The following is a 21169-nucleotide window of genomic DNA, read 5'->3' as shown; positions in this document are numbered from 1 at the left end:
CCTCCCGAAGTGCCGTGAAGGAAGGGATAACCCGGCAGACAGAGCCATTCATGCGGAGTATCTTGTTTCTCAATATTTATCCGCTATTCATGTTACAGTCGTGAAACAAAAGAAATCCAACTGTAACACAGAAGGCAGACAGTTGTGACATGAAAAGAATACGGCTGTGACATGCAATAGAGGACCGGGGAAAACAGTCAAAATGAAATTTTTTTTTCAATTCCAACTAGGGATACCGTTTTATGAACTGTTAGTATTATGTAAGCGTAACCGAAAAGTTATAAAATGAACCGGAAAGTATTATATAAATTCTTTGAAGGCACGGCTTCTTATGAAGAGGAAGTCGAGATCCGGCAATGGATGGAACATTCTCCGGAGAACAGGCGTGAGTTTCTGAGAGAGAGAAAGTTATTTGATTCGATGTTGCTTCTTGGCGATGAAAAGGCAATAGGAAAAGCGCAGCGGGTAAAATCGCGACATAATAGTTCTCTCAGAACTGAGATATTGAAAGTCGCAGCAGTTGTGGCTGTGACATTGGGACTTAATATCTTGTATCAATTTGTTTCGGATAAAAATCAGACAGTGCCGATGCAATCTATTTATGTCCCTTCCGGACAACGGGTAAATCTTACGTTATCGGATGGAACAAATGTTTGGCTGAATGCCCGTACGAGAATATTGTATCCGGCAGTATTTGATAAATCCATACGTCAGGTGACGGTAGACGGAGAAGCTTACTTCGATGTTGCAAAGGATAAGCAAAGGCCATTTATCGTAGAGACGAATAAATGTAAGATGGAAGTATTAGGTACTAAATTCAATGTAGAGGGATATTCCGATAAAGACGATTTCGAAGTAACCTTAATGGAAGGTAGTGTGAAAGTTGCGTCTAAACAGGGAGTTGGGAATACATTGATTTTAGCGCCGGACAGTAAGGCATGCCTCGAGAAGGACGGCCGGTTGACTGTGGTTCCGGTAGACGATTATAACCCGTATCGTTGGAAAGAAGGATTGATTTGTTTTAGAGCCGAATCATTTTCCTATATCATGAATGATTTGGAGAAATATTTCGGAGTCAGTATAATTATAGAGAATAAAGCAGTATTGAAGTATAATTTCACCGGGAAGTTCCGGCAGGCGGATGGTATTGATTACGCATTGAGAGTTCTACAGAAAGATATCAGTTTTCGATATGAGCGAGATGACGAAAATCAAGTCATTTATATCAGATAAACACAAATAAGTAATTATAAGAACAAAATAAAAAACACAATATTAGTATTAACCTTGTAAATTCAGGAGACATGAAAACAGACAATAGCTAACAAAAAAATGCCGGCAAGCGCTGGGGGGCATTTACCGGCATTCAAATCAACACAATTTTTTTAAATTTATTGTATTAACTTCAAATCAGTTACAAAGGTATGAAAAAAAACTTTTTGTCGGGTGGATATTATCCGAAAACCCCGTCAGGTAAAAAAAACTTGAGAACTATGCGAATCTCCACATTCCTTTTGGGAGCCTGCGTATTCTGCTCGTATGCCGAAAATTCACATTCGCAGAACGCCCGGGTTAGTATCAACAAAAACAACACTCAGTTGGAAGAAATTCTGAATGAGATTGAAAGTCAGACAGATTATTTGTTTATTTACAATAATCAGGTCAATGTTAACCGTAAGGTTTCGGTTAAGGCCAAAACGAAACCTGTATCCGAAGTATTGGATAACTTGTTAAAAAATGCAGGTATTGAATATGAAATGGAAGGCACTCACATTGTATTGTCTGCAAAAGATGCGAATGTCGTAGCTGCTGTAAAACAACAAACACAAACAGTGACAGGCCGGATTGTCGATAATATGGGTGAGCCTATTATCGGAGCAAATGTTGTTGTAAAAGGTACTACGAACGGAACTGTTACCGATATTGACGGTAATTTCTCTATTGAAGCTGATCCTAAATCTGTTTTGAATATTTCTTATATCGGTTACCTGTCAAAGGAAATAGTGGTTGGAAACCAGAAAGTAATCAATGTCGTACTATTGGAAGATACGAAGGCCTTGGACGAAGTAGTCGTTATTGGTTACGGTACGCAGAAGAAAGCGGATTTGACCGGTTCGGTTGCCAATGTCAGTACGGAAAAGCTGAATACACAGAGTAACACGACTATCGGCCAGGCTTTGCAAGGAAAGATTGCCGGTGTCGATATCGTTTCGCAGGGAGGTGCGCCGGGCGGAAGTACCCGTGTCATGGTTCGTGGTATCGGTACGTTGAACAATTCATCTCCTTTGTATATCGTGGATGGTATGTATATGAGCGGAATCGACCATATCAATCCGAACGATATTGCCAGCATCGACGTGTTGAAGGATGCTTCTTCGGCAGCTATCTACGGTTCACGTGCAGCCAATGGTGTTGTGATCGTCACGACAAAAGAGGGTAGCAATACGGAAGGGAAACCTATTATCGACCTGTCGGCCAATGTCGGTGTCAGCTCTCCGAGTAAATATCTGGACTTGTTGGATGCTGCCGGATGGGCGGAAGTGACGACGGTTTCCAGAAAGGCAGCCGGGATGAATCCGCTTGATATGGCAATGGATCTGGCTTCCAAGCCGGATAATGACTGGCAAAGCCTGATGTTCAGCCCGGCTTTGATGCAGAACTATAACCTGTCTGTAAAAGGGGGTGGTAAATATTCTACCTATTATAATAGTGTGGGGTATACGAACCAGGACGGTGTGATGAAAGGAACGAACTATCAGCGTTATACGTTGCAGAGTAAACAGGATTTCAAGAAGGGTATTTTCCAGGCAGGGACGAACATCGTTCTGACTTATAGCCAGGATAAACCTCTGCTTTCTGAGATTCGTGGAGGATATGTAGGCCATACGATACAGGCTATTCCAACGTTGGAACAGTATGACGCAAACCAGACTGGTGGCTATGGCGCTTTGTATGGTGATGTTGTAAACCTGTATAACCCGCTGGGTATGGTGGATGACAATCTGATGAACCGTTACAGTGATAATGTGAAGATATTTGCAAATGCTTATGTCTCTGTGGAGTTTATGAAGGGGCTGAAATATAAATTGAATCTGACTCCGGACTTCCAGTTCTACCGTTACAATAGCTATTTAGGATTGTATGATTACGGATTGAATAAGAATGACATCACGCAGGTAACAGAACAACAGACCCGGACACGTAATGTCTTGGTTGAAAACTTGCTGACTTTCGACCGTACTTTCGGTGATCATAAGATTTCCGTACTTGCCGGTTATACCTATCAGGATTCCCGCTATCGCTATATGCAGGGATCAGGTCAAGGAATGCCAACTGGTATTAAGGAGATAGATGCCGCTGCACAGGGACTGGCCGTAAGTGGTAATTCCAGCCGTAGTGTGTTGACCTCTATCTTGGGACGTGCTTTCTATTCTTACAAGAACCGTTATTTATTGACTGCGACTATCCGTCGTGACGGTTCTTCCAAGTTCGGTTCCAATAACCGTTATGGCAATTTCCCGTCAGTGTCTGTTGGTTGGAATATCGCAGAAGAAGATTTTGTGAAGAATAATACTTCATGGCTTGATCAGCTTAAGTTGAGAGGAGGCTATGGTGTGCTGGGTAATCAAGAGATCGACAATTACCAGTATGTATCAGTCGTGACCACCGGTATTAATTATCCGGACGGAAAGAGCGGATTGATACAGGGAGCTTTCCCGAAAACATTTGCCAATCCGGATATCAAATGGGAGGAAACTGCCATGACGAATATCGGTATCGACTTCATGGCGTTGCGAAACCGTTTGACATTGACTGCGGACTGGTATGTGAAGAATACGAAAGACATTTTGCTGAATGTGCCTATTCCTATTTCATCCGGTGGTGCGAATGACCCGATCCAGAATGCAGGTAAGATCCGTAACCAGGGTTTTGAATTTAACCTCGGATGGAATGAATCCCTGAACAAGAATCTCTCTTATGGCGTCAGTTTCTTGGGTACCTATAATAAGAACGAGGTGATTGCTTTGGGTGAAGGGATGCAGCCGATCGAGAGAGGTACGATTCATGGTGGAACGTATACCACCCGGACACTGGCTGGTTATCCTATCGGAGGTTTCTGGTTGATCCCCACCGATGGCTATTTCAACAGCGCAGAGGAGGTACAGGCCCACCAGAAAGACGGTGTCCTGATCCAGCCGAGTGCCAAACCTGGTGATATCCGTTTTAAGGATACGAACAACGACGGTACGATTAATGACGACGACCGTGTGTATAGTGGTAGCCCGTTCCCGAAATTCACCTATTCTATCAACGGTAATGTCACTTATAAGAATGTCGATTTCTCCATCGGATTCCAGGGAGTAACCGGAAATAAGATTTATAATGCGACACGTTTGGAATTGACGGATGTAACCCGCGGAACGAATTATCTGGCAAGTACATTAGATTACTGGACACCGGAAAATCAAAATGCATCCCAGCCACGTTTGATCTGGACCGATCCCAACCGGAATGCCCGTTCGGAATCCGACCGTTATCTGGAAAGCGGATCTTATTTCCGTCTGAGAAACTTGCAGGTAGGTTACACATTGCCTAATGTATGGTTCCATGGACTGATACAGAAAGCCCGTGTTTATTTCAATGCGGAGAACCTCTTTACGATTTCGTCTTATTCGGGATATACTCCGGATGTAAATTCTTCGGATGTTTATTCCCGTGGTTTCGATGAATTTATATATCCTTCTAACCGTACATTTATGGTGGGTCTGAACGTAACATTTTAAATAAAGTAATTGTATGAAACGAATATATCTATATTTTATATCTTGTGCAGCAGCCGTTATCGGCTTGTGCACATCATGTGACGCCCAGTTGGAACAGGTCAATCCGAACAAGGCGACGGAAGATACTTTCTGGCAGAATGAAGCCGATTTCGAGCTGGCTTTGACATCCTGCTACACTCCTTTAAAGAATGCCCTGAACGGCGGATATTACGGAACCCGTGGCGTAATGATGCGTATCGCACGTGCCGACGAGGTCGAATTCCGAAATGATATCAACGAAGTTTTCCAGGCTTGCTATTTTACCAATACGAATGGCAACTCTCTGTCTCAAGGCATGTTCTATCAGTTCTATAATGCATTGTACAGGACAAACTCAATTATGCAGAAGCTGGATGAAAAGGGTTCGGAGTTTTCGACCGATTTTGTAAACAGGGTAAAAGCCGAATGCCTGTTTATCCGTGGATTTTATTTGTTCCAGTTGGCTAAAGAGTTTAAAAATGTTCCTTTACGTCTGACGGCATCACAGTCTCCGTCTACTTTCCCGTTGGAAAAATCTACGCAGGCTGAAGTTTGGGCACAGGCCGAGCAGGATTTGACTACGGCTGCATCTTTGTTGCCGGTCGAGAATAACGTTATCGGAAAACCGACTAAAGGGGCTGCTTATGCAATTCTGGGTAAACTGTATGTATATGAGGAAGAATTCGATAAAGCAATCGATGTGTTGGAGCCACTGACACAAGCTCCTTACACCTATCGTTTGGTGGAAGACTTTTCCTGGAACTTCGATGACACTCATGAAAATAATGCTGAAAGTATTTTCGAGTTGTTGATGGAACCGGTCGGTGGTACCGATATCTGGGGAGACGGAGAGAATATCAACTCGACCCAGACGAACACCCGTCCGAAAGAATATGCAGCACCGGAAGCCAGTGGTTGGTATGAAGCAAATCCTACTCAGCAGATGATGAATATATTCTTGCAGGAAAAAGACAAGGACGGTAATTCCGACTATCGCGCCCGTTCGTCTGTAGCTTGGGATTATGATGGTTGTATGTATTATATGCAACCGTTCCGCGAGATCTTTAAAACAGAGGATCGATGGAGCACATATTGGATACTGAAATATCAGAATTCAAGTACGGCAACATCGGAAGCTGATCCTCCTATGTCTGTTATTAATGAACGCGCCGTGCGTTATGCCGACGTTCTCCTGCTGCTTTCTGAGTCTTATCTGCGCAGTTCCGGCAGACAGGATTTGGCAAAGGCTGTCGGTTATCTGAATCAGATTCGCGAGCGTGCCAACCTGAATCCGTATAGTGGGGCGCAGACCTCGGAAGCTATTTTCAGCGATCTGGAACACCAGCGCGCAATCGAATTCTTCGTGGAAGGAGAACGTTTCTACGACCTGCGGCGTTGGGGATTGCTGGAAGAACGTATGCGGACTTGTAATGAAAATCGTTATAATCAGCTTATTACCGGAAAGGTAGGCGATACGAACCGTTATTACTATTATCCGATACCTGCAAAGGAAATATCTGCGAATCCGTTGTGTACACCAAATGAAGGTTGGTAACTAAAGGCTTTTTTTAATAGGTATTATTCTATATGGGCCGGTTGTAATGGTGTAAGACGTGTTATAGCCGGCCCTTTTCTTCCTTTATTTATTAGGTCTTCCCTTTCAGACCATGTATCTTTGGCCAACGGTAACGAGGTTGCTTTCCTTGTGTTAGAGAGAGCGTCTTCCCACCCCTTGGAGAGGTGTTGTGTTTAAAGAAAATATTAAAACGATTAATATAAAGTAATATGAGAAAATTAGAAATGTATTTGATATTCTGGTTGATGGCTTTGCCTTTGTGGGCCGCCCATCAGCCCGAGTTCTCGACGGCCGGTTTCTTTCGATTGGAAGACAGTGGGCGGGAAGTTTATTCCATGAATCCTGCATGGCGTTTCCATAAAGGTGCAGCGGACGGAGCAGATGCGAAAGAGTTTAATGATAAGGACTGGACAGTCGTTTCCCTGCCGAACGGTATTGAATACCTGCCGACGGAGGCAAGCGGTTGTATCAATTATCAGGGTGAAGTCTGGTATCGTAAGCATTTTACACCTGACGCATCGTTGAAGGGCAAGAAGCTTTTCCTGCATTTCGAGGCAATTATGGGAAAAAGTAAAGTATTCGTGAATGGAAAACTGCTAACGGAGCACTTTGGTGGCTATCTGCCTGTTGTACTGGATGTGACGGATGCGCTGGACTGGAATGGCGATAACGTCATTGCCGTCTGGGCCGATAACAGTGACGATCCTTCCTATCCTCCCGGAAAGGCGCAGGATGTGCTGGACTATACCTACTTTGGCGGTATCTACCGGGATTGCTGGTTGATCGCCCATAACAACGTGTTCATCACCGATCCCAATTATGAGAATGAGATAGCCGGAGGCGGCTTGTTTGTCTCTTTCGGGAAAGTTTCGGATGCTTTGGCGGAGGTGCAGTTGAAGATACAGGTGCGTAATGCGACAAAGAAATCTTTCACCGGTGTAGTGGAATACACCTTGTTACAGCCGGATGGCACGCAGGTTGCATATCTGAATGATAAGATTCAAGTGAAGGGCGGTAAGGCAATCACTTCTTCCGATAAATTACTGGTGAAGCAGCCGATGCTTTGGACACCTTCGACGCCGACACTATATAACCTTTTGGTACGAATTTTGGATAAAGACGGGAATGTGGTAGACGGCTATCGTCGCCGTGTCGGAATCCGTAGCATCGAGTTTAAGGGAAAAGATGGCTTCTGGCTGAACGGGAAGCCGTATGGAAAGCCATTGATCGGAGCGAATCGTCATCAAGACTTTGCTGTAGTCGGCAATGCTGTCGCTAACAGTATTCATTGGCGGGATGCCAAGAAACTGAAAGAGGTTGGGATGGAGATAATCCGTAACGCCCACTGCCCGCAAGATCCGGCTTTCATGGATGCCTGCGACGAGTTAGGGTTGTTTGTCATCGTCAATACGCCCGGCTGGCAGTTCTGGAACGATGCGCCTGAATTTGCCGAGCGTGTATATAGCGATATCCGCAATGTCGTACGCCGCGACCGTAACCATCCTTGTGTCTGGCTGTGGGAACCGATCCTGAACGAAACCTGGTATCCGGCGGACTTTGCCAAGAACACTCGCGATATAGTGGATGCCGAATATCCTTATCCATATTGTTATAGTGGGAGTGACAGCGAAGCGCGCGGACACGAGAACTTCCCGGTCTATTTTGCCCATCCCGCCAATATGCAGGATGCTTCGAAAGAGATCGATCCGACAAAGACCTATTTTACCCGTGAATGGGGAGATAATGTGGATGATTGGAGTTCGCATAATTCACCCAGCCGCGTAGCCCGCAACTGGGGCGAGCAGCCGATGCGCGTACAAGCTGAACATTATGCCTCACCTTCCTATCCGGTGACCAGCTACGACGTCTTGTATCAACAGCAGCCGCAGCATGTCGGTGGCTGTCTTTGGCATTCGTTCGATCATCAGCGCGGCTACCATCCCGATCCGTTCTACGGAGGTTTGATGGATGTCTTTCGCCAGCCGAAATATTCATATTATATGTTTATGGCACAGCGTCCGGCAGTGAAGAACGATCAGCTTGCCGGAAGCGGTCCGATGGTCTATATCGCACACGAGATGACGCCGTTCTCAGGTAAGGATGTGACGGTTTATTCGAACTGTGACGAGGTGCGGCTTACGTTCAATAAAGATGGAAAGACCTATACTTATAAGAAAGACAAAAACCGTCAGGGAATGCCGTCTCCGGTCATAACTTTCCCCGATGTCTATGATTTTATGGTAGACAAAGCTCTTTCCAGAGCAAGAAAGCAGGACGATGTATATCTGCTTGCCGAAGGACTGATAGACGGAAAAGTCGTTGCTACGCATAAGGTCGTTCCTGCCCGTCGTCCGGAAAAAATCCTGTTATGGGTAGATAACGAAGGGACAGAGCTGAAAGCCGATGGCTCCGACTTCGTTACGGTAGTGGCTGCTGTTGCGGATAAGCAGGGAAACATCAAGCGTTTGAACAATTATAATATCCGTTTCTCTATAGAAGGGGAAGGGCGTATCTTAGGTGGTCCGGATGTTTTGGCTAATCCCGCTCCTGTCAAATGGGGAACGGCCCCTATTCTGGTTCAGTCTACCTTGAAGCCAGGTAAGATACGGATCACTGCCAGTGTCTTGTTTGAAGGTTCGCAGATGCCGGTAAGCGGTGAACTGGTGCTTGAATCGAAACCGGCCGCATTCCCGCTGGTCTATAACACCGAAGACGCATCCCGTACCTCAATGAGCAGTGTTTCCGCCGGACAATCGGCCACATCGAAAACCGATGCCGAACGAGAAGTGGAACGCCTGCGCAAGGAATTGAATACCTTAAAGTTGAAAGAGGTGGAACGGCAACAGTCGGATTTTGGAGAATAAGAAATAATGACGTAAATATGAATATCCGACAGCTCGGTTATATTCGTGAAACATAGCACGCAGAGGACGCATCCTTTTTTATTCTGTCATCTGTGTGCTGTGTATTGAAAAATGTTACCTTTGTGAAAATTGATATTTGTATGAGGTATCTTTTGATTATATGGATGATGGCATTTTTGTGTGGCTGTGCCGGTAAGAGCACGGATAACGAAGTCTTGCAAATTGACCTCAATGCGGAACATTCATCCATTCGATTAAATTTAAAGGATATTGCAGATGTTACATATATAAAACTTGCAAGCAATACCGATTTATTAGTTAGATCAAGAGCTTTGGTTTGCAATGAAAATTATATACTGACCAAAGGGGGTGAAACTGGTGAGATTCTGATGTTTGATAGGGAAGGACAGCCGGTCCGTAAGTTTTCTCATTATGGGAATGGCCCTCACGAATATAATTATATCACCAATTTGCGTATGGATGAAAAGAGAGGGGAGATTTATGTCCATGATGTTTTTTCCCGGAAGATCGTTGTTTATGATCTGAATGGCGAATATATCAGGGAATTTGCTTCTGGGGATGCGCGTTTCATTTACAATTTTAATGATGATGCTTTTCTCGTTTACAATACGGAAACGAATCGGGTAAACTCTGATCTGAAACCTTATTTCTCGATTCTGGCTAAGAATGACGGGGAAATCCTGAAGAAAATAGAAGTTCCTTTTTCTTCTGGTAAGAAATATGATTTGACGGTGACTAAAGAAGGTGATGGCGGTCGTTTTTCATATACAGCCATGCATCTTCCTGTTGTAAGAAATTCGGAAGGTTATATTTTGAACGAACTTTCGTCGGATACCATCTATCAGTATTCATACGATGGGGTTTTGACTCCGGTTATATTGAGAACACCTGCAATTAGCTCCATGAGTGCCCCTGTTTTTTTACAGTATGGAATTGAAACAAGTAAATATGTGTTCTTGACTCGGATTTCTGTAGATGAAAGCAATGAACGGGATATGTTTCCTGAAACCAACTGGGTTTACAACAAAGAAAATGGAGATATAAATGAGTATGAGATAAGGAATGATGATTATCCGGATGCAAAAATAGTTTTGAGCTCTCATCTTGTGAATTGTGATATGCAATCCGGTTATGGCATATCCCGGTTTAATGCCGATGAATTATTAGAGGCTTATCAGGAAGGGAAATTGTATGGAGAATTAAAAGATTTGGCATCCTCTTTAAAAGACGAAGATAATGATGTCCTGATATTGTATAAATTCAAATAACGGCGTAATGAAACAAGGATTATTTGCATTAGGGCTGTCAATCGCCCTGTCGCTAATGGCAGGTTGCCAGCCACAGAAAAACGGGTGGAAGTTGGTATGGGAGGAGAACTTCGACCAGACGGAGCATTTTGATGAGGCTTCGTGGAGTAAGATTCCACGCGGGACATCGGATTGGAATAACTATATGTCCGATTTCGATTCTTGTTATGGGATGCGCGACGGTAACCTGGTCTTACGCGGATTAGTTAATTACAGTTTGCCGGCGGATACGGCTCCTTTTATCACTGGTGGTGTTTATTCAAGAGGAAAAGTCGGCTTTTCCGACGGGCGCCTGGATATCCGTGCAAAGCTCTACGGGGCAACCGGAGCCTGGCCGGCGTTCTGGCTGCTGCCGGAAAACGAAGGCTGGCCGGAAGGCGGGGAGATCGATATCATGGAGCGTTTGAATAATGATACCATCGCTTATCAGACCGTTCATTCTGCCTATACGCATATATTGGGTATAAAGGATAATCCGAAGCAGGGTGGGATTGGGCCGATAAACCGTGACGATTATAATGTCTACAGTGTAGAGATGTATCGCGACAGTCTTGTTTTCTTTATCAACGACACCCGGACTTTTGCTTATCCCCGTATCGAGACAGACAAAGAAGGGCAGTTCCCGTTTACCGATAAGAAGTTCTATCTGCTGCTTGATATGCAGTTGGGTGGGAGCTGGGTTGGCGCAGTCGAACCTGCTGATCTGCCTGTCGAGATGGAGATCGATTGGGTGCGTTTCTACCAGAAAGAGAAGTAGATATAAGTATTTATCAGATATTAAAAAAGCTTTTCGTTTCTTACGGGAGGCTTTTTTATGTGCTGCAATTGATCGTTTACCTGATAAACATAGTATCTTTGACGCTTGTTATTAAGTTAAATAGATACAGTTATGTTAGATATACAGTCTATCCGGAAGGATTTCCCTATCCTGGATCATAAGATATACGATAAGCCGCTTATTTATTTCGACAATGGCGCGACGACTCAGAAGCCCCGCTGTGTGGTGGAGAAGATAGAGAGCGGCTACTATAATGTGAATGCCAATATCCATCGCGGTGTCCATTTCCTGAGCCAGGCGGCTACGGAAGCACATGAAGATGCACGTCGGACTGTGCAGCAGTTCCTGAATGCCCGTTCTTCCAACGAGATCATCTTTACGCGTGGGACGACAGAGGCGATCAATCTGATTGCTTCCAGTTTTACCGACGAATGTATGTCGGCAGGCGACGAGGTGATCGTTTCCGTGATGGAGCACCATTCCAATATCGTCCCCTGGCAGATACAGGCGGCCCGCAAAGGTATCGCGCTAAAAGTGATTCCGATGAATGAGAAAGGCGAACTCTGTATGGATACATTCCGCAGCCTGTTTTCGGAAAGGACGAAGTTGGTTTCCGTTACGCATGTTTCCAATGTGCTCGGTACGGTCAATCCGGTAAAGGAGATTATAGAAGAAGCGCACAACCACGATGTACCGGTGCTGATCGACGGTGCACAGGCCGTTCCCCATCTGAAGGTGGACGTGCAGAACCTGGATGCCGAGTTCTATGTCTTTTCCGGGCATAAGATATATGGTCCGACCGGTATCGGTGTCCTATATGGTAAGGAAGAATGGCTGGACAAATTGCCGCCGTATCAGGGAGGAGGAGAGATGATTGCTTCTGTCTCTTTCGAGAAGACGACTTTCAACGAACTGCCTTTCAAGTTTGAAGCCGGAACGCCGGACTATATCGGTAGCACGGCGTTGGCAGAAGCCTTGCGTTATGTAGGTCGTTTGGGAATGGATAATATAGCAGCGTATGAAGATGAACTGCTCCGTTACGCAACCGAAAAATTGAATGCAATTGATGGTATGCGTATCTTCGGACAGGCAGCCCATAAAGGGGCGGTTCTCTCTTTCCTGGTCGGCAATATCCATCATTATGATATGGGCATGTTGTTGGACCGTCTGGGCATTGCAGTCCGTACGGGACACCATTGTGCCCAGCCGCTGATGCAGGATTTAGGGATCGAGGGGACTGTTCGCGCCTCTTTCTCGTTCTATAATACAAAAGAAGAGATTGACGTTTTTGCCGCCGGTATCGAACGGGTACGGAAAATGTTTTAATAGAGGGAATCGTTTTTATGGTGTTGTATTATCTGAAGAAATATCCGGTCTCGCTCACGATCGTTGCAGTTGTGATCTATCTCTCTTTCTTTAAGCCGCCTTCGTTAGAGGTTAGTAAGGTTGTGGGGATAGACAAAATCGCACATATCTGTATGTATGCAGGCTTGTCCGGTGTATTGTGGCTCGAGTTCCTGCGCAATCACCGTAAATACGACGATGTGTTGTGGCATGCCTGGATTGGGGCGGTCTTATGTCCGATCCTGATGAGCGGTGCGATCGAACTCTTGCAGGAATACTGCACTACATACCGTGGGGGCGACTGGTTCGACTTCCTTGCCAATATCTGCGGTGTTACGCTCGCCACACTGTTTTCCTACTTCGTCCTTCGTCCCTGGATGATGAAAAGAAAGATCGGGACTCGTTAGCTTATATCATAAAAGTATGTTACATTTGTATTGTATCTAAACATGGAGGTTTTATGACTGTATTAGAATTACAAAAACGGAAAAGTTGGGCGTTGGAAGTGTTGCAGACTTGCAATAGCGAGGAGGCCGTTTCCTATATGGAAGCCCTTGCCTGTAAACTGATCAGAATGGAAAAGCAGGAACTGAAACGTCCGAATTGTTTTACTTTGGAAGAGGTGAAGGAGATGTTGAAGGAAACTAACCGGGATAAAGAAAATGGCATTTTTGTCTCAGAACAGGAAATGCGTGATTTCTTTCAATCTTTTCGCTAATGGAGATTCGGTCGAGTAGGCTTTTTAAGCAACAAGTAGCAGATTTGCTTTATTACTTGAAAGCAACTTATGGAAGACGTGTAACTCTTCGTGTCAGAGATGAGATTGAAAATAAGATCTTTCTTTTGAAATCATTCCCGGATATGGGTACTGTTGAATTACTTTTGGAAAAAGAGCCCCTGAACTATCGTTATCTTGTGATTAAGCATAATAAGATTATTTATACTGTTGAAGATAATTATATTTTTATCCATCTCCTATGGGATTGTAGACAAGATCCTCAACATTTAATAGATTTGATAAAAGCAGTTGATTAACTATGTTACTACCCTACTTAGAAGCAAATCGTATAGAAGCCGGATGTGATGAGGCCGGTCGTGGATGTCTGGCGGGTTCGGTGTTTGCAGCAGCAGTGATCCTTCCTCCTGATTTTCATAATGAAGAGCTGAATGACAGCAAGCAGTTGAGTGAGAAGAAACGTTATGCACTCCGTCCTGTTATTGAGCAGGAGGCGATTGCTTGGGCTGTCGGTATTGTTACCCCCGAAGAGATTGACAAGATCAATATACTGAAAGCCTCTTTTCTGGCTATGCACCGGGCGATCGAACAACTGAAGGTCAAGCCTGAACACCTGCTGATCGATGGAAACCGCTTCACGCCCTATCCCGAGATCCAGCATACGACAGTTGTGAAAGGCGACGGCAAATACCTGAGTATCGCAGCCGCCTCTATCCTGGCAAAAACCTATCGTGACGATTATATGGACAGCCTCGACCTGGAATATCCCGCTTACCACTGGAAAGAGAATAAAGGCTATCCGACGAAAGCCCATCGCGAAGCCATTCGGGAATGCGGGATTACTCCGTATCACCGCAAGACATTCACCTTACTGCCGGAACAACTTACACTGCAATTCTGAACCGGAACAGTAATTTAATTCTTCCGGAGCAAACCCTTCAATCGTTTGTTTATTCCGCATAAGCATTGAATTGTATGTTATAAAGAGTATGAGAGGTTTGGGCTCACCCGATAATCATTGGGGATAACCACAAGGATGAGGCAAATTATACAATAACCCTCTTTTTGGGCGTTTTTCTATTTCGTCCGAAAAGTTGATCGATTTTAGATTGACTCTTTTCACGGTTTTAATCTTCTTTACTGACAACAGATGGAGTGAGGTGCGCAAGTTATCTGAAAAAGCGTACAATTTGATTACCAAAAACAGAAAATATCAGCAAAGTGATAAAGCTTAACTCCTGGAGAATCGAATATTTGAAAATAAAACGGACGGCGTTCCAAATATCTCAAGGAAATTTAGGGCCTTTTTTGCCCTAAAGATGGTCCTCTTTCCAATTACGACCGTCCTAATCGTCATTACGACCGTCCTAATCTTCGCGAGGTGCCGAGTGCACTACACATTAGCACGGTCGTAATGGCAAAGAGGACGGTCATAATGACTAAAAACACTCAAAAAAGGAGAAAAAGTCCCTTTTTGAGATCAAAAAAGCGGATTAACATTTGTTTTATTTCGGATGTCTTTCGAACCGGAAAAATACGTTTTTTACAATAAGCCCCCTCTGCCGCAGGCTCTCTTTTGCCAAATAATGAATTTATTTATCCCCAATGATTATCGGGTGAGCCCTTGTTTGTCTCCGCCGCATCCCGCCATAGCGAACAATAGCATGATTAAAATTGGATTTACGTTTTTCATATCTCATGGATTTAAGAAGTTTATTTTTGCTTATACTTGATCAACATGATTACAGGATTGTCATCCTCTTTCATTGTAGAAGCAATTTCTTTCAGTCGACCTTTCAACCACCCTTTCTGATAATCATTAACCAATTTTGAAGCATCTAAGGATTGGCAAGAGGGGATTTCCCTATTTAATGGTTTTGACTTAAAAGATACTTCTTCATTCTTTGTATAATCTTTGTTATATACTTGATATTGAAAACAGGTATTCTCGTACTTGTCGTACATTACATCCTGATAACCACTTCCCTTTATGAATATTGCCAAAAAGCAATAACGCTCAGTTAACATAAGTGGGAAAAGAAAACCTTCCGGATTCATGGATTGAATAGACGGTGTCCGTACTATGAACGGTTTCATTGTAGATAAAGATGAATATTTGTATAATGTATCTGCTGATGCTTCCAACAATACATAATCGTCAAGATAAGGGACTATAGGATAAAAAGTATTGGGCTGGAATACATAAGTCATGCCACTTTCATCCGTAAATCGTGTTACAACTGATTTTTTCTCTTTAAATGGAATCTGAATTTCTTTTGTAATATAGCCTTCTTGCTTGGATATTAACATAAATGACTGTCCTGTATAAAGATCGGCAGTCGTGTTTTCATTAAAAGAATCATGCACGATCAGATGTTCTTGGTCAAAATCATATACATTATAAAATATCTTATTTTTGTCGGTTGCCAACCTACGTTTGAAATTCCCCTCCAAATCATATATCAAAATAGTATGTGAATATGAATCACAAACAAACAATTCATTGCGATTCTCATCCAAAGTAATGCTCGATATACTATTGTATTCTTCTCCACCTTGTCCTCTACGATTAATGATTCTCAAAGCTTTCCCGTTTCGATCATAAATAAAAATATCTCCATCGTTTTTCTTGTTTGTAATAATCAACAAATTATTACTTACTGCTCGTACAATACCTTGGCAGACAAATTCATCCGTTGTTTCCAACGGAATATATTCCACATCCATAAAGTCCTGTAGAACCAGTTCTTTCTTCGGATAGTTTGCTGTGACATCCACCGTGATGAGATCCTCTGTCGGTGGTTTACTGTCTCCGCATCCTGCCAGTGCGAACAGGGTGGCGATTAGGAGGCTGTTTATTTTTTTCATAACATTGTAGATTTAAGACGTTGAATAATAAATTACTATTTTTACGCAAATCTACTTTAATTAAGTAGAAGCATGGCGTTTCTCTGGTTAAACGTTGTTAATGGACGAAAGATTGGGAGCGCGGGATTACTCTTGTTTATACTTGACCAACATGATTACGGCATTTGCTTCCTCATCCAATCCGGCGGCAATTTCTTTCAACCGGCCTTTCAGTTGGCCTTTATCGTTGGCCTCGATCAGATCTGCCGCTTCTAAAGATTGGCAGGTTGCGATCTCTTGATTGACAATGCCATTGAAGTTTAGTCCCAATGATACTTGCTGCTTGTTCGAATAATCAGCATTGCATAAAGTATATTGGAACAGGGCGTTTTCCTGTTTATCATATACCAAGTCGGTACTCGGGAATCCTTTAAACGTTTTGAAGTCCACTTCTTTCTTCATGGTTCGCATGAAATAATAGCGGTCGGTAATGACGGTGGGGAAGAGAAAGACTTTCGTTTCCATCGCGTGTATGGAAGGAGTCCGTGCGATCAAGGGCTTTATGTTGCCATCCGGAAAATAGCGGTAGATGGTATCGGACGATGTGTTTACAAGTGACCAATCCGTATGGTTGGGGAATGTTAGATGGAATTCAGGTGCGATAACGAATTCATCCTTTGTCACGACCGGCGTTTCCATTTCTTTAGACGGAATCTGGATTTCACGGGCGATGCTACCGTCTTGCTTGGAAATGAGGATATGGCATGCCTGCTCGCTTTCTTTCGGTGTCCAATATTTCTTATAACTGATCAAATGGTCCTTGTCATAATTGAACAGATCGTCATAATGGCTGGTGTCTGCATATTTGAAACTTCTCTTAAAGTTCCCGGACAGGTCGTACACCAATATTTTCTTTGTTCCATAGTCTGCGACAAACATTTCCCCTTTATCTTCATCCAGGGCGATGTAGGTGGCGAATGAATACTCTTCGCCGCCTTGCCCCATACGGTTGATCTTTTTCAAACCTTTACCGGTCTTTCTGTCAAAAACAAAAATATTCCCGTCATTTTGGTTCGTTACCAATAAGATATCCTTACCGATCGCTTTCACAACCCCTTTAGTTACAAATTCATCCGTTGTTTCCAAAGGAACATATTCCACATCCATAATATCCTGTAGAACCAGTTCTTTTTCCGGATAATTAGCTGTAACGTCAACAGTAATTAGGTCGTCCGCCGCTTGCTTGCCACCGCTGCATCCCGCCATTGCGAACAGGGTGGCTATTAAAAGAATGTTTGCTTTCTTCATCACTTTATTTTTAGTTTATATTTTCTGTTCCGTATGTTATTTCTTTTGCTTTACCAACATAATCACCGGATTGTCTTCTTCATCCAACCTTGAGGCGATTTCTTTCAATTTGCCATCTTTCAGTTGGCCTTTCTTGTAAATCTCGACAAGCTGGGATGCATTTAAGCTGGCGACGTTTTCGACGTCGCGATTAATTGGTTTCGCTGTCATGGCTACAGGTCTTTTTTCTGCATAGTCACCATTGCATACGGTAACTTGATAGATGGCTTTTTCTTCCTTGTCGTACATCAGTACATCCGCAAAGAATCCGTTACCCTTTTCGAAGTTAAATACATTTTTAACGGCTTCCATAAAGTCATAGCGGTCGGTATAAATACCCATATAAAGAAAAACTTCAGGTGTCATGGCCTGTGCAGAAGGCGTTCTTACAATAAAGGGACTTAATGTTCCATCCGGTGCATAGTTATACAAAGTATCGGCTGATGTTTCAATAAGTGTACATTTGCCGTGGCTCAGGCGTATTTGGTAAGAATAATTTGCTACAAATCCATCCCCATTAGTCACAATCGGTGTGTTGATCGTTTTAAAAGGAATAAAGATTTCCCGGGTGATACTTCCATCCTGTTTTGATATAATGACATGGTACGATTTGCTTCTATCTTTTCCTTTATTATGATAATCCGACATATCGTAGCCAATCAAATTAGATTTGTCATAATCAAAAACAGATAACACTTCCCGATCAAGATTCAAACACCGTTTGAATTGTCCGTAAAGATCGTACACTAAGATTTTATTCCCCATCGATATTACGAATATTTCACTATTACTTTCATCGAGAATCATCCCATTAATCCTTGTATATTCTTCCACCCCTTGTCCTTGCCGGTTTATCTTCCTTACTCCTTTACCGGTTTTTCTGTCAAAAATAAAGATATCCCCGTCATTATTTCTGTTTTTCACCAATAAGTATTCTTTTCCTACATCCTGTACTGCCCCTTGTGTAAGAAACTCGTCATTGGTTTCCAGCGGAATATATTCCACATCCATAAAATCTTGAAGAATCAGTTCTTTTTTAGGATAGCTTTTCGAAACGTCAATGGTAATCAGGCTGTCTGCCGATTGCTTGCCATCACTGCATCCCGCTAATGTGAGCAGGAGGGCGATTAAAAGGATGCTTGTTTTCTTCATGGTATTATCAAATTGAATAGATTACGATGTTTTCGCAAATCTATCCAAATAAATAAGATACGAATACTTTGCAGCGGTTAAATATCATTAATGTACGGAAAGATTCCGAGTGTCAGCCGTTGGAAGTCAATTGTCTTATAGTTGGACCTCAATTTTAAGCTTACCGCCTAATCCACGCTCAACTATATCATAGAGTGTTTTGAGGGTAATATTACCGCCATCGTTCTCGACTTTTGAAATAAAAGAACGCTTTTTCTCTACACGTTCAGCAAGTTCAGCTTGTGTCATTGCTTGTTTTTCACGTGCGGCCCTGATCTTTACACCAATGCGAAGAGATTCCAAATCCCTTTCAAGTTGATTGCGTTCCGGAGTTCCCACTTCGCCATAATAACGATCCTTTATCTGATCTAATGATGTTGTATTCATATTTTATTCTCCTTCTCTTTTTCGTTATAATATTCATTCTTTAAGCGTACAGCTTTGTTAATTTCGTCAGCTGGTGTCTTTTGTGTTTTCTTTTGAAAGCCACTTAAAAGAACGACCAATTTGTTGCCATCAAAAAAGCAAAAGATACGGAATATATTATTTCCTAACTGTACTCGAATTTCAAACAAGCCGTCAGTACCTTCAATATACTTTAAGTAAGTGATAGGGATACGGTCTATCTGCTCAATAATATCTAATACTTTAATGATTTTAGTTCTGACCTTAGGAGATTGTTCTCTAAAGAAATCATCAAAGTAAGATTTGTATGTAATGACTTCTCTTGCTTTTTTCATTGAGCAAAGGTAATTTATAAATGACATTTAAGCAAATGAAATGAGTATTATTTAGAGCAAAACCCTTCACCCGCTCCTGCCACATATAAATTAATGTTTATGCAGGAAAAGGTGAAGGGTTGAACAGTTGGGATATCTAAATAATGTTTTTGTTTATGCCTGTTCCTTTGTCCGGAAAGCCAAAGCGTACATGCGCATTTGTTTGACCATGGCTACCAAGCCGTTCGAGCGGGTGGGGCTGAGGTGTTCTTTGAGGCCGATCTTTTCAATGAAATAGAGGTCTGCATCCAGTATTTCCTGCGGAGTATGGTCGGAAATAATGTTGATTAACAGGGAGACGATCCCTTTTACGATCACCGCATCACTCTCGCCTTTGAACAGGATTTTGCCGTCAACGTAATCTGCCTGCAACCAAACGCGGCTCTGGCAACCTTCTATCAGGTTGCTTTCGGTTTTGTACTTTTCCTCCAAAGGGGGAAGCGAGTTACCAAGGTCTATCAGTAACGCATACTTGTCCATCCAGTCGTCGAAGTCTGAAAACTCTTCGATTACCTGGTCCTGAAGTTCATTGATTGTCATCTTACTATCTAACTTTTAATTTTCAACTTTCACCTGTTATACACTACTTCGAGCACTGTCTGGCCGACAGCTTTCAGTACGTTTTTGTCTATATTGCCCATGTTGTCGTTCTGCGTATGCCAATGGTCGCGGAAACCTTTATCCGACTGCGGGTCATAATTGATAATGTCTAAACAAGGGATGCCGGTTTCTTCGATTACCGCTTCATGGTCGTCGGTTACGCCGCCACCGCTTGCATTGATAAAGTATTTGCCGTAACCGAGATTACGAGCCGCTTCCCATACTTCGTCCACATAGCGGGCGGCATAGCGCATGGAGATATATTCTTTATAGAACACTGCGTCTTTGGCCCCGACCATGTCGAGCAGAATGCCGAATTCGGCTTTGTAGTTCGGCTTATGCGGGTTCTTGCCCCAGAAGCGGCTGCCGAGGCACCAAGTATCACTGGTATCGTTGTATTTTTCTTTTGCAAATTCGGGCGTTCCGTAGTCTTCCGCATCGAAAAAGATGATGTCCACGCCAATGTTTGGTGCTTTCATACTGAATTGGCGGGCAATTTCCAGCAGGACGCCTACACCGCTCGCCCCGTCGTCTGCTCCGTCGAGCGGCTTACGGTGGTTGGCCGGATCGGGATCATGATCTGAATAAGGACGTGTGTCCCAATGGGCGAAAAGGATCATGCGCTTGTCGCTGTCCGGGTTATAGGCGCCGATAATGTTACGCGCCTCCAACGGAGTCCCGTCGTAGGCGGTGAGTGTCATTTCCTGTTCGTAGACCTGTGCGCCGAAACGTTTCAGTTCGGATACTAAATAGTCTCCGCAAGCCTTGTGTGCCGGCGTGTTAGGAACCCGGTGGCCGAATGAGACCTGTTTATCCACATACGAATAAGCACTGTCGGCATCAAAAGAAGGTGCCGATGCCGCCGTCGTTTTCTTTACTTCCGTCGCGGGTTCCGTCGTCTCACCGGAACCTTTCTGACCGCATGCAAACAGGGCCATCGTGCATAATAATAAAATTAGTTTAGTCATATCTTGTCG

The 21169-nt window shown here is 43.4% G+C and carries 18 protein-coding genes; 11 read left to right on the top strand and 7 right to left on the bottom strand.

Annotated elements, in window-relative coordinates; translation table 11 throughout:
- The first annotated feature begins 285 nt into the window (after positions 1 to 285).
- From DWU89_RS08670 to DWU89_RS08620, 11 genes are all read left to right on the top strand, one after another.
- Entirely contained in the window at positions 286 to 1233 is a 948-nt protein-coding gene (locus DWU89_RS08670; RefSeq protein WP_115499252.1) for a FecR family protein, read from the top strand.
- A 260-nt stretch (positions 1234 to 1493) separates the two neighbouring features.
- The gene (locus DWU89_RS08665) at positions 1494 to 4784 is read left to right on the top strand and encodes a TonB-dependent receptor (RefSeq protein WP_115499251.1); all 3291 of its coding nucleotides are present in this window, start codon (positions 1494 to 1496) and stop codon (positions 4782 to 4784) included.
- A gap of 13 nt (positions 4785 to 4797) precedes the next feature.
- Complete coding sequence (locus DWU89_RS08660) at positions 4798 to 6357, top strand: RagB/SusD family nutrient uptake outer membrane protein (RefSeq protein WP_115499250.1); 1560 nt, start codon at positions 4798 to 4800, stop codon at positions 6355 to 6357.
- Between the two features lie 230 nt (positions 6358 to 6587).
- The gene (locus tag DWU89_RS08655; protein ID WP_115499249.1) at positions 6588 to 9242 is read left to right on the top strand and encodes a glycoside hydrolase family 2 protein; all 2655 of its coding nucleotides are present in this window, start codon (positions 6588 to 6590) and stop codon (positions 9240 to 9242) included.
- 122 nt (positions 9243 to 9364) lie between these two features.
- On the top strand, positions 9365 to 10531 hold the full coding sequence (locus DWU89_RS08650; RefSeq protein ID WP_147292109.1) for a 6-bladed beta-propeller: 1167 nt from the start codon (positions 9365 to 9367) through the stop codon (positions 10529 to 10531).
- Between the two features lie 7 nt (positions 10532 to 10538).
- Entirely contained in the window at positions 10539 to 11327 is a 789-nt protein-coding gene (locus tag DWU89_RS08645; RefSeq protein WP_115499247.1) for a glycoside hydrolase family 16 protein, read from the top strand.
- 132 nt (positions 11328 to 11459) lie between these two features.
- The gene (locus DWU89_RS08640; protein WP_115499246.1) at positions 11460 to 12674 is read left to right on the top strand and encodes an aminotransferase class V-fold PLP-dependent enzyme; all 1215 of its coding nucleotides are present in this window, start codon (positions 11460 to 11462) and stop codon (positions 12672 to 12674) included.
- A 20-nt stretch (positions 12675 to 12694) separates the two neighbouring features.
- Positions 12695 to 13099, top strand: a complete 405-nt coding sequence (locus DWU89_RS08635) for a VanZ family protein (RefSeq protein ID WP_115499273.1) — start codon at positions 12695 to 12697, stop codon at positions 13097 to 13099.
- A 53-nt stretch (positions 13100 to 13152) separates the two neighbouring features.
- A complete protein-coding gene (locus DWU89_RS08630) occupies positions 13153 to 13410 on the top strand; it encodes a hypothetical protein (RefSeq protein ID WP_115499245.1) in 258 nt (85 codons plus the stop codon).
- Positions 13410 to 13727 (top strand): type II toxin-antitoxin system RelE/ParE family toxin, encoded by a 318-nt coding sequence (locus tag DWU89_RS08625; protein ID WP_115499244.1) that lies wholly within the window; start codon positions 13410 to 13412, stop codon positions 13725 to 13727. Before DWU89_RS08630 ends, DWU89_RS08625 begins: the two co-directional genes overlap by 1 nt.
- Before the next feature lie 2 nt (positions 13728 to 13729).
- Positions 13730 to 14329 carry a ribonuclease HII gene (locus DWU89_RS08620; protein ID WP_115499243.1) on the top strand — a complete coding sequence of 200 codons (600 nt, stop codon included), beginning with the start codon at positions 13730 to 13732 and terminating at the stop codon, positions 14327 to 14329.
- An 812-nt stretch (positions 14330 to 15141) separates the two neighbouring features.
- On the opposite strand, the gene DWU89_RS08610 is transcribed toward DWU89_RS08620, so the two are convergent.
- From DWU89_RS08610 to DWU89_RS08580, 7 genes are all read right to left on the bottom strand, one after another.
- Entirely contained in the window at positions 15142 to 16296 is a 1155-nt protein-coding gene (locus tag DWU89_RS08610) for a 6-bladed beta-propeller (protein ID WP_115499241.1), read from the bottom strand.
- A 126-nt stretch (positions 16297 to 16422) separates the two neighbouring features.
- A complete protein-coding gene (locus DWU89_RS08605; protein WP_115499240.1) occupies positions 16423 to 17583 on the bottom strand; it encodes a 6-bladed beta-propeller in 1161 nt (386 codons plus the stop codon).
- 36 nt (positions 17584 to 17619) lie between these two features.
- Positions 17620 to 18774 carry a 6-bladed beta-propeller gene (locus tag DWU89_RS08600; RefSeq protein ID WP_115499239.1) on the bottom strand — a complete coding sequence of 385 codons (1155 nt, stop codon included), beginning with the start codon at positions 18772 to 18774 and terminating at the stop codon, positions 17620 to 17622.
- Positions 18775 to 18909: 135 nt separating this feature from the next.
- Positions 18910 to 19200, bottom strand: coding sequence for a helix-turn-helix domain-containing protein (locus DWU89_RS08595; RefSeq protein WP_115499238.1), 291 nt, complete (start codon positions 19198 to 19200; stop codon positions 18910 to 18912).
- Complete coding sequence (locus DWU89_RS08590) at positions 19197 to 19553, bottom strand: type II toxin-antitoxin system RelE/ParE family toxin (protein WP_115499272.1); 357 nt, start codon at positions 19551 to 19553, stop codon at positions 19197 to 19199. The genes DWU89_RS08595 and DWU89_RS08590 overlap by 4 nt, the downstream gene beginning before the upstream one ends.
- A 153-nt stretch (positions 19554 to 19706) precedes the next feature.
- Positions 19707 to 20132, bottom strand: a complete 426-nt coding sequence (locus DWU89_RS08585; RefSeq protein ID WP_115499237.1) for a SufE family protein — start codon at positions 20130 to 20132, stop codon at positions 19707 to 19709.
- A gap of 29 nt (positions 20133 to 20161) precedes the next feature.
- A complete protein-coding gene (locus DWU89_RS08580) occupies positions 20162 to 21160 on the bottom strand; it encodes a M28 family peptidase (protein ID WP_115499236.1) in 999 nt (332 codons plus the stop codon).
- Positions 21161 to 21169: the final 9 nt, after the last annotated feature.

The organism is Parabacteroides acidifaciens, from assembly GCF_003363715.1.
GTDB classification, from domain to species: Bacteria; Bacteroidota; Bacteroidia; order Bacteroidales; family Tannerellaceae; genus Parabacteroides; species Parabacteroides acidifaciens.
This window is presented reverse-complemented; position numbering and strand designations above follow the sequence as displayed.